This is a genomic window from Microcystis sp. M109S1 (genome assembly GCF_020247025.1).
Taxonomy (GTDB): Bacteria; Cyanobacteriota; Cyanobacteriia; order Cyanobacteriales; family Microcystaceae; genus Microcystis.
The window spans coordinates 1-8,795 of record NZ_JADBRW010000088.1 but is presented as its reverse complement, the minus strand read 5'-3'; the positions used below and the strand labels follow the sequence as shown (position 1 = coordinate 8,795).

Below are 8,795 nucleotides of genomic sequence, written 5' to 3'. Positions count from 1 at the left end.
CTGATGACTTACCCACTGATAACTGATAACTGATAACTGATAACTGAGAGGTGCAACCCTGGAAGTTCTTAAGTGCTATATTAAAGATCAAGAAAAGCCGTCGTAAAACGACGGGGTTTTAACCCAAATTTTCGATAATCATGGATTTACTTGCCAATCCCGTTGCTTTGTCGCGGATACAATTCGCCATCACCGCTATTTTCCATATGCTTTGGCCGGTGTTAACCACTGGTATGGGCATTTATCTAGTCATTGTCGAAGGATTATGGCTAAAAACCCGCAATCCTGACTACTATCATCACGCTCGCTTCTGGGCAAAACTCTACATTCTCAATTTCGGCATTGGAGTTGCTTCTGGTTTACCCATGGCTTTTCAGTTTGGCATGAATTGGGCGCCTTTTTCGGAAGCAGTGGGGGACTTTTTCGGAACTATCCTCGGTTTCGAGGGAACCATGGCCTTTATGCTAGAGGCTAGTTTTCTGGGAATTATGCTGTTTGGTTGGGGACGAGTTCCCCCGTTAATTCACTTCCTGGCGACAATTCTCGTCGCTTTCGGGGCTAATCTTTCCACTTTCTGGATTTTAACCGCTAATTCTTGGCTGCAAACCCCTGCTGGCGGCATTTTCGTGGATGGTAAATTTATCGTTCAAGATTACCTACAAGCGATTCTCAATCCCTTCATGGTTAATAGTTTCCTGCATATGTTTTTCGCTACTCTGGAAACTTCTCTTTTCGTCATTGGTGGCATTAGTGCTTGGTATTTGCTCAATAAACGTCACATTAGCTTTTTTAGTCGTTCTCTCAAAATTATTCTTACTCTAGCGATTGTTATCGCTCCCTTGCAAATTTTTGTCGGTCATCTTAGTGCCGAACAAGTGTATCACTATCAACCGGCTAAATTAGCCGCCATGGAAGCGCAATGGGAAACCATTCCCGCAGGAGAAACTGCCGGTTGGAGTTTGGTTGCTTTACCCAAGGATAAAGCGGAGACAAATAGCTGGGAAGTGAAGATACCTAATGCTTTGGGTTATCTTTTGGAGTTAAAACCCAAGTTATCGGAACCTGTTCTCGGCTTAAAAACGTGGAAATACGAAGATAGACCGCACATGGTGGGGCTAATCTATTATTCCTTCCGGATTATGGTCGCTATCGGTCTTTTTCTTGCGTCTTTAATGGCTGTAACTGTCGGGCAATGGCTGCGCGGTCAATTATCTAACGAAAAAATCGACAGTCAAAAATGGTTACTACGCGCTTGGGTTTTTGCTGCCCCCCTGGGTTATCTTGCGGTGGAAACCGGTTGGATTGTCCGTTGTGTCGGTCGTCAACCCTGGACAGTTTACAATCAAATCCGGACGGTGGATGCAGCTTCTCATCTACCTGCGGGCGAGATTTTAACCTCTTTAATCGGAATTACGGCGATTTATGTGGTTTTCTTGGTTTCTGCTCTCTATTTCGGCAGTCGTATTATCCGTCAGGGACCCAATCTTAACTTACCACTGCCGGGGACTCAAGAGGAAAAAGTGATCTCACCAGAACTAAATCCTCGTTCCCTAGAAGCGCAACAATAGGAGGAACTATGGAACCTTTACAGTATTTTCTGCCACAAATTTGGTTTTTTATTCTGGGATTATTTCTATTTCTCTACGTCCTTCTCGATGGTTTTGACTTGGGGGTGGGAATTCTTTCCCTGACTTCCTCCTCCGAGAAGCGTCGCAGTATTTTAATGACCAGCTTGGGCAATGTTTGGGATGCTAACGAAACTTGGATTGTCTTGATGGGGGGTTCCCTGTTTGGGGCGTTTCCCCTAGCTTACGGGACAATTTTAAACGCTTTATACCTGCCTGCTGTGATTATGGTGGTGGGGCTATTATTTCGGGCTGTTTCCTTCGAGTTTCGTGAACATTCTCGTCGCAAGTTGTTCTGGAATTATGCCTTCGGACTCGGCAGTTTTTTGGCCGCTTTGGGGCAAGGATTCGCCCTCGGTGCGGTTTTTGAGGGCATTAAAGTGGATGAATTGGGTCATTTTGCCGGCGGCCCCTTTGATTGGTTAACATGGCGATCGATTCTAGTGTCTCTAACTTTAATCCAAGCTTATGTTTTAGTGGGTTCCACTTACCTAATTCTGAAAACTACGGGTAATTTACAGGAAGTTCACTATAAAACGGCAAAAATTGCCGCTATTACCACTTTTATCGGTGCTGTCTTTATCACCATCAGTACGCCGCTGCTTTCTGACCATATCCGTCAGCGTTTATTTGACCCTCGACTAATTTACATCTTTATCCTCATCCCGATTTTAGCTGTGCTGTTACTGGGTTTATTACTGCGGAGTTTGCAACTAAAGGAAGAAAACACCCCCATGGTCTGGACAGTATTGCTGTTTATGCTCTCTTTTCTCGGTTTGGGATTGTTGATTTTTCCCGATATTATTCCCCCGTCCGTGACAATTTATCAAGCGGCGGCCGCCCCTAGTTCTTTGGTGTTTATGCTGACTTTTGTGGGGTTTTTAATACCAATTTTACTAGCCTATACAGTTTATAACTACATCGTTTTTCGGGGTAAAATTACTGCTGAATCCTACGGAGAATAGATGGCGTTGCCGATTTCAGATATCAATCTTCTTTGGTGGTATTTTTAAGGGGAAACTCTCTACCGCTGATGCTAAACTGAATTTATTCTAGGAGGTCTTTGGGTGTAATTAACTCGTAACGCTCGAAGGGTTGATGAATCCAAGGATTATCGGGGTAATATTCCACATAATAGTCAGGTTTGATTCTTGATGCTGCTTTGTACCAGATCACCGCAGTTTTGATATTGGTAATCCCGTATTTTTCCTGTAACAAAATCGAGGTTTTTTGGAGGGTGATTCCCGAATCGACTAAATCATCCACTAATAACAAGGGACTCTTTAATTTGGTTTCGATCATGGCTAAATTCGAGGAAATAGTTAATTCTCCCCGAATTTGATGATTTTGCCCCCCGTAGGAAGCAGCGTAGAGAATGGCTAGGGGTTGACGAAAAAGACGACAGAGAATGTCACCGACGCGCAATCCTCCCTTAGCTAAACAGACAATCTGAGCAAATTGCCAACCAGAACGATCGATTTTTACTGCTAATTTTTCGATCAGACGATGGTATTCATCCCAAGAAACATAAATATCGGCCATATTTTGCATTCCCGATTGATAATTACTTATTTTCGGCAGGTCGATCACTACTCCAGGCCCACCAAACTCGATCGCATTGACAATGATAGAATTCCTGCCATTTACGTCGAGAATCTTCTCCTAAAACGGGAGCGCGGCGATTGATCCAAACGGCCTGAGCTTCTTTAGCTTTTGCCCCACAGTAAGGACAACAAAAATTGTAGGCGTGAACAGCATTCTCTGTCCAGTCAGGGGGAAAGGGACTAAAAGCATCCATAATCTCTAAAATATAAGATTAATAACTAGAAAAACTGGGTCAATAGATAATCTCCTTGTTTACTTTATCACTAAAAAAATATGGCTAAAGGGGATCAAATATACGCTTATCGGCAATTGCTCAATCTTCAGGGTGTTTATGCTCATCATGGCATCGATTGCGGTGATGGTAGCGTCATTCATTACCGAAAACCGAGCGAGATTGTCGAACGAACTTCCCTAGAAACTTTTGCTAGGGGCGGTAAAATCTATGTGGTGCGCCATGTAGAGGTGGGATTTTCCTTTATCCCCGATGTGGTGGTAGAAAGGGCGCTAAGTCGTCTGGGGGAGCAGAAATATAATCTTCTTTTTAACAACTGCGAACATTTTGCCACTTGGTGTAAGACTGGTATTAGCAGAAGTCAACAGATAGAAGAATTTATCCCGATTATTACCCATTTACAAGCGGTGGGACTCTACGAACCTCTGAAAAAATCCCTAATCGGAGCCGACCCCAACAATGCCCAAACCCTGTTAAAAGGGGCTTTAAGCAATCTTAAGGTTAGTTGGGATGAAATTCACCCCCAGTACAAAAAAGCCATTCAAGAAGCAGAAACATGGAATCGAGTAGCGATCGAAGCTTTAAGCAGAAATCGCGATGATTTAGCCCGGGAAGCCCTGAAACGCAAGGTAGAAGCCAAAAAACAGGCAAAACGCCATCAGGAACAATTGGATCAAATAGCGGCGATGACCGAAAATGTGCTTAAAAGTCTGGTGATTGCTAACGGTTAGTCTGGATGTCAGTAAACTGTTCAGTATCTAAACCTATGCCAATTGCCTCGGTTGATTCCTATTCAAATCAGGTAATTTTAGTTGCTCGCCATGGAAATCTGGATTATTTTACGTTTTTCAATCGCCGCTGCCATTATCGCTTTAGTTTGCTGGTCTTTAGCCAGTGCCATGCGCGATAGTTGGCAAGTTGCCCGACGAATGCACTCCATCCCTTGCTCCCACTGCCGCTACTTTACCAACGATTATCGCCTCAAATGTAGTGTACAACCCAGGAGCGCCAACACCGAACAAGCGATCGACTGCGGCGATTATTTTCCCAGGGCCTAGTCAGCAATAATACCGAAAAGCTGTTCGAGATGGTGCGAAATTTGCTAGTCTAGGCTAAATAGGTCTGAAATAGTATAGAAACGTGGATACAATTATTGGTCGGGGCAAAACAGCCCGTAGAGCTTACGGTATCGATGAAATCGCACTTGTACCCGGAGTGCGAACCCTCGATCCTAGTTTAGCCGATACCCGTTGGTCTCTCGGCAATATCGAGCGGGAAATCCCGATTATCGCCAGCGCTATGGATGGGGTGGTGGATACTAAAATGGCCGTCCTTCTCTCCGAGTTGGGGGCGCTAGGGGTACTAAACCTCGAAGGTATTCAAACTCGTTACGAGGATCCTAACCCGATTCTCGATCGCATTACCGCAGTCGGCAAATCAGAATTCGTCGGTTTAATGCAGGAACTCTACGCAGAACCGATTAAACCGCAACTAATCGAGCTTCGTATCCAAGAAATTCAAGAAAAAGGCGGTATTGCGGCAGTTAGCCTCACCCCTGCCGGTGCCGTCAAATACGGTGCTATTGTTGCCCAAGCAGCGGCCGATATTCTCTTTGTCCAAGCAACCGTTGTTTCCACTGCCCATTTATCCCCGGAAGCTATCACCCCCCTCGATTTAGTACAACTGTGCCAAGAAATGCCCATTCCCGTGGTTTTGGGCAACTGCGTCACCTACGAAGTCGCCCTTAACCTGATGAAAACCGGGGCAGCCGGGGTTTTGGTCGGTATCGGTCCCGGGGCTGCCTGTACTTCTCGCGGCGTTTTAGGGGTGGGAGTTCCCCAAGCCACTGCTGTGGCCGATTGTGCCGCCGCTAGGGACGATTTTTTCCAAGAAACCGGTAAATACGTCCCCGTTATTGCCGATGGCGGCATTATTACCGGCGGTGATATCTGCAAATGTATCGCCTGTGGCGCCGATGCGGTGATGATTGGTTCTCCCATTGCCCGGTCCGTGGAGGCCCCTGGCCGCGGTTTTCACTGGGGTATGGCCACACCTAGCCTAGTTCTACCCCGGGGGACCCGAATTAGCGTGGGCAGTACGGGAACTATTGCCGAAATCCTCGTTGGACCGGCAAAATTAGATGATGGTACTCATAACCTCTTGGGGGCGCTGAAAACCAGTATGGGAACTTTGGGTGCTAAGAACTTAAAGGAAATGCAACAGGTGGAAGTGGTGATTGCTCCCTCGCTGCTGACGGAGGGGAAAGTCTATCAAAAGGCCCAGCAGTTAGGTATGGGTAAATAAAAGTTATCAGTGAACAGTGATCGGTTATCTGCTTCTCGGGGCAGTTTTTCATTTTTGCCGGAGATGGATTTTCTCCTTGGAATTACCATTCCCTTCAGGTTCGGTTCTGCCGACCCCCACTATCTCAAAAAACTGTTAAATTGGAAGAACCAAAAAGGATAGTTTATAAAAAAATTGAGTTAAGGAGATCAAAGGTGTATAGAGAAAACGATCGCCCTCACAATTTATTCGGTACCGATAGTGAATTTTCCGAGAGTTTGTGGCAGTATGTCCAGACCTTAAGTCCGGAGACAATCGCCCAACTCTCGAAACCGGAGTCCCAAGAGGTTTTCCAAGTGATGGAACGCAACATTATCGGACTTTTGGGCAACCTTCCTTCGGAACATTTCGGGGTCACTATCAGTACCAGTCGCGAACATCTGGGCCGGTTATTGGCCTCAGCAATGATGAGTGGTTACTTTCTCCGCAATGCTGAACAGAGAATGAATTTTGAAAAATCCCTCGCTAGTCTCCAGAGCGGTTCTAGCGATGTTTAAGGTTTAGCGGTAGTTAGTTTGAAAGGGAAAAAGAAGCAATCAGCTATCAGCTATCAGATTTTAGTTAGGGGTTGCTGAAAAAATCTAAAAACCTTGTTGGGTAAGACTTTTAGCCTTTTTGTCAATCAAAAAGTACCAGGCATGGGAGTGATCAGGGGGAAAATTGAGGTACTTTTTCCCTGAAAATTAGGTAATTGGCCACCTCAAAACCGGTAAAACCCCACACCCTACACCCCACACCCCACACCCTGCCACCACCGAAAAACTTTTTGCCGCATACCCTAGTTACAAGATAACTTTGATCTGGCTAATAACTGATGGCTAATAACTGATGACTGATGACTGATGACTGATTAAAGACAGTTTTGCTGCCAGAGTAGTTCTTTTTCGATTCCCTGTTTTTCTCCGGGGGGGACAGTCCTTTCCCGCATAATATAAAGTCGCAGGGATTTAATCTGTTGATCACTACCGTGCTGCTGATTCCAGTTTTGACAGAGATACTGACCAAACTCTCCATAAACTGACCCACCGATAGATCGATTAAGATTAATAAAATACTGTCGCCACTGCATGGTTTTATACAAATGATTGCGATCGCTTTCAGTGGGTTTATCCCAAATTACCGGCTGTCCTTCCCTAAATAAATCTACCGTGGAACCATCGGCTAATTGACTGACTGCCACAAACCAAGCATCATCTCGGGGCGGACTAGGGGAGAAAATAGTCCAATACTGGTCTAAACGGGTAACTCTTGCCAGAATATCAATTGTATTGAAAGTACGACGGGTGAGCAAGCGATCGAGGGATTGAATTAAAGGTGTATTTAAATCGCCTCTAATGGCCGATTGCCGGACAAAACTGCGTAAATTCCAGATACTGGTCAACAAGAAGAAGAAAATTACCAAAATATTTAAAGGTAAAGAGGATTTAATCGTCAGGGGACGAAACTTGAGAGGTTTGGTGAAATTGCCCATAAAACGACGATGGGAGGCAATCCACTCATAAATTCTCGTTCCCACGGCCATAAGGGGCGGTAAACGCAAAATTGGCGCTAAAAACCAGAAAATCGGCGAAAGACTGACAATATAAACCAATGCTGACCATTTAAACCGACGTTTTTCCTGCCAATCTTCCACTACCCAAGAATTTTGGGCCTCCATATCCTCGTATATTGAAGGGTTATCCTGAGCGACTAACAGGGGAGTGCCGGGTAAAATGAGAAAAGTGCGGAGAAGATGAACAACTTTTTTGCAAAATCCACAATCTCGATCATAATTAATCCTTAAACCTTCTCTTTCTGGGTTTCTCATCCGTTTTTGTCCCCAATCCCAGACTAAGCTAGGGATAATCGGCAACCAATGGGTAACACTCAAGAAAGGGAAAACCCCTAAATGTAGAATCAGCGCAAAAACCGTATGCAAGAAAATAAAGGAAACTACGGCGATTATTTTAAATAAACTATTGCGAAAGGGAACAAACATCAATAGCGGACCGAACCATTCAAAGCCTAGGGCTGAAATTGTTAGAAATTTGAGGAATTGCTGCGGTAAAGTCAGTAAAAAACTCCCCAAAGCGGTAGCGTATTGATCGTAACTAAGAGAGTAATAAACGGCTGTACCGTCGGGCCACCAAGTCTCACTTTTGAGTTTAAAGACCACTGACCACATATAGATGTAACACACCTGTATCATAAAAGCGACCGTGGCAGCCGAAACCACACGCTTGGGTAAGGGGTTGGGATTGGTGTTTAAGGCACTTTCCACGGAATAACAGGCACCAAGGGGTAAAAACATCGCCCAGAATAATACTGCCCGGATTACGTCATCGGCGGCAAATAGTAACAGGGGGTTGCGATGATGTAAAGAGACGATTAGCGCCCAAGTGGCGATCGTGGCTAAACGGGTATGATAGCCAATTAAAAGCAATAATGCGATCGCTATAGCGACAATAAACAGGATACTCTGCACCAGCACCGAGTCACTGAGAGCAAAAATAGACCAGTAAAAAGGACTAGCAGAGACTTTCGATAAGCTTCCTAGGGGTAAAACCCCCAATCCGCTGTAATGGGCAGTTACTTGGCTAAAACGAACCGATAAATCTACTAAAACCACTAACGCCAAGGCAATGCGAAATAAAGCCAGCGATCGCAGGTCAAACCCGAAAATCTCTGCCAGTCTTTGTCTAAATGATTTTGCCATTATCGCCATAGGATGATGATTCCCTCCACTTCTTCAATAAACCTACTTTATAGCAATTGACACTCCCCGCTCTAAAGAGACGGGGATTCTTGGTTCACAGAGATTACTTGCGAAAGACAGAATTGCTTCTGAAAAAGTAGAGGTATTCTCTCCCCAAGCGTTTATTGGATCTAGCCCAAAGGTTCTGGTATGCCCTACCGTACTTAGTCCCCTTTTAAGGAGGTTGATTGCGGCGTTTTCATCCCAAAACACACCCACACTTGCACTGATGGGTTCTAGTCGATAAAGATTTTTT

At 44.9% G+C, this 8,795-nt stretch carries 9 protein-coding genes and 1 pseudogene; 6 read left to right on the top strand and 4 right to left on the bottom strand.

Going from position 1 to position 8,795, the window contains the following annotated elements; all coding sequences use genetic code 11:
- Positions 1-140: 140 nt before the first annotated feature.
- Positions 141-1,568 (top strand): cytochrome ubiquinol oxidase subunit I, encoded by a 1,428-nt coding sequence (locus IM322_RS04365; protein WP_287676231.1) that lies wholly within the window; start codon positions 141-143, stop codon positions 1,566-1,568.
- Between the two features lie 8 nt (positions 1,569-1,576).
- Positions 1,577-2,590, top strand: coding sequence for a cytochrome d ubiquinol oxidase subunit II (cydB, locus tag IM322_RS04360; protein WP_287076763.1), 1,014 nt, complete (start codon positions 1,577-1,579; stop codon positions 2,588-2,590).
- 82 nt (positions 2,591-2,672) lie between these two features.
- On the opposite strand, the gene IM322_RS04355 is transcribed toward cydB, so the two are convergent.
- Positions 2,673-3,167, bottom strand: a complete 495-nt coding sequence (locus IM322_RS04355) for a phosphoribosyltransferase (protein ID WP_287659834.1) — start codon at positions 3,165-3,167, stop codon at positions 2,673-2,675.
- A gap of 22 nt (positions 3,168-3,189) precedes the next feature.
- On the bottom strand, positions 3,190-3,423 hold the full coding sequence (locus IM322_RS04350) for a hypothetical protein (protein WP_002771307.1): 234 nt from the start codon (positions 3,421-3,423) through the stop codon (positions 3,190-3,192).
- An 80-nt stretch (positions 3,424-3,503) separates the two neighbouring features.
- Between IM322_RS04350 and IM322_RS04345 the strand changes: the two genes are divergently transcribed.
- The 4 genes from IM322_RS04345 (at position 3,504) to IM322_RS04330 (ending at position 6,302) form a co-directional block, all read left to right on the top strand.
- Positions 3,504-4,193, top strand: coding sequence for a lecithin retinol acyltransferase family protein (locus IM322_RS04345; protein WP_287676233.1), 690 nt, complete (start codon positions 3,504-3,506; stop codon positions 4,191-4,193).
- Between the two features lie 90 nt (positions 4,194-4,283).
- The gene (locus IM322_RS04340; RefSeq protein ID WP_287676237.1) at positions 4,284-4,520 is read left to right on the top strand and encodes a hypothetical protein; all 237 of its coding nucleotides are present in this window, start codon (positions 4,284-4,286) and stop codon (positions 4,518-4,520) included.
- Between the two features lie 82 nt (positions 4,521-4,602).
- Positions 4,603-5,766 (top strand): GuaB3 family IMP dehydrogenase-related protein, encoded by a 1,164-nt coding sequence (locus IM322_RS04335; RefSeq protein ID WP_287676235.1) that lies wholly within the window; start codon positions 4,603-4,605, stop codon positions 5,764-5,766.
- Between the two features lie 194 nt (positions 5,767-5,960).
- Positions 5,961-6,302 carry a DUF760 domain-containing protein gene (locus IM322_RS04330; protein WP_002796237.1) on the top strand — a complete coding sequence of 114 codons (342 nt, stop codon included), beginning with the start codon at positions 5,961-5,963 and terminating at the stop codon, positions 6,300-6,302.
- A 353-nt stretch (positions 6,303-6,655) separates the two neighbouring features.
- On the opposite strand, the gene IM322_RS04325 is transcribed toward IM322_RS04330, so the two are convergent.
- Positions 6,656-8,509, bottom strand: a complete 1,854-nt coding sequence (locus tag IM322_RS04325; protein ID WP_287676236.1) for a DCC1-like thiol-disulfide oxidoreductase family protein — start codon at positions 8,507-8,509, stop codon at positions 6,656-6,658.
- A gap of 62 nt (positions 8,510-8,571) precedes the next feature.
- Positions 8,572-8,795 (bottom strand): annotated as a pseudogene (locus IM322_RS04320) (RNA-guided endonuclease TnpB family protein); the annotation flags it as partial.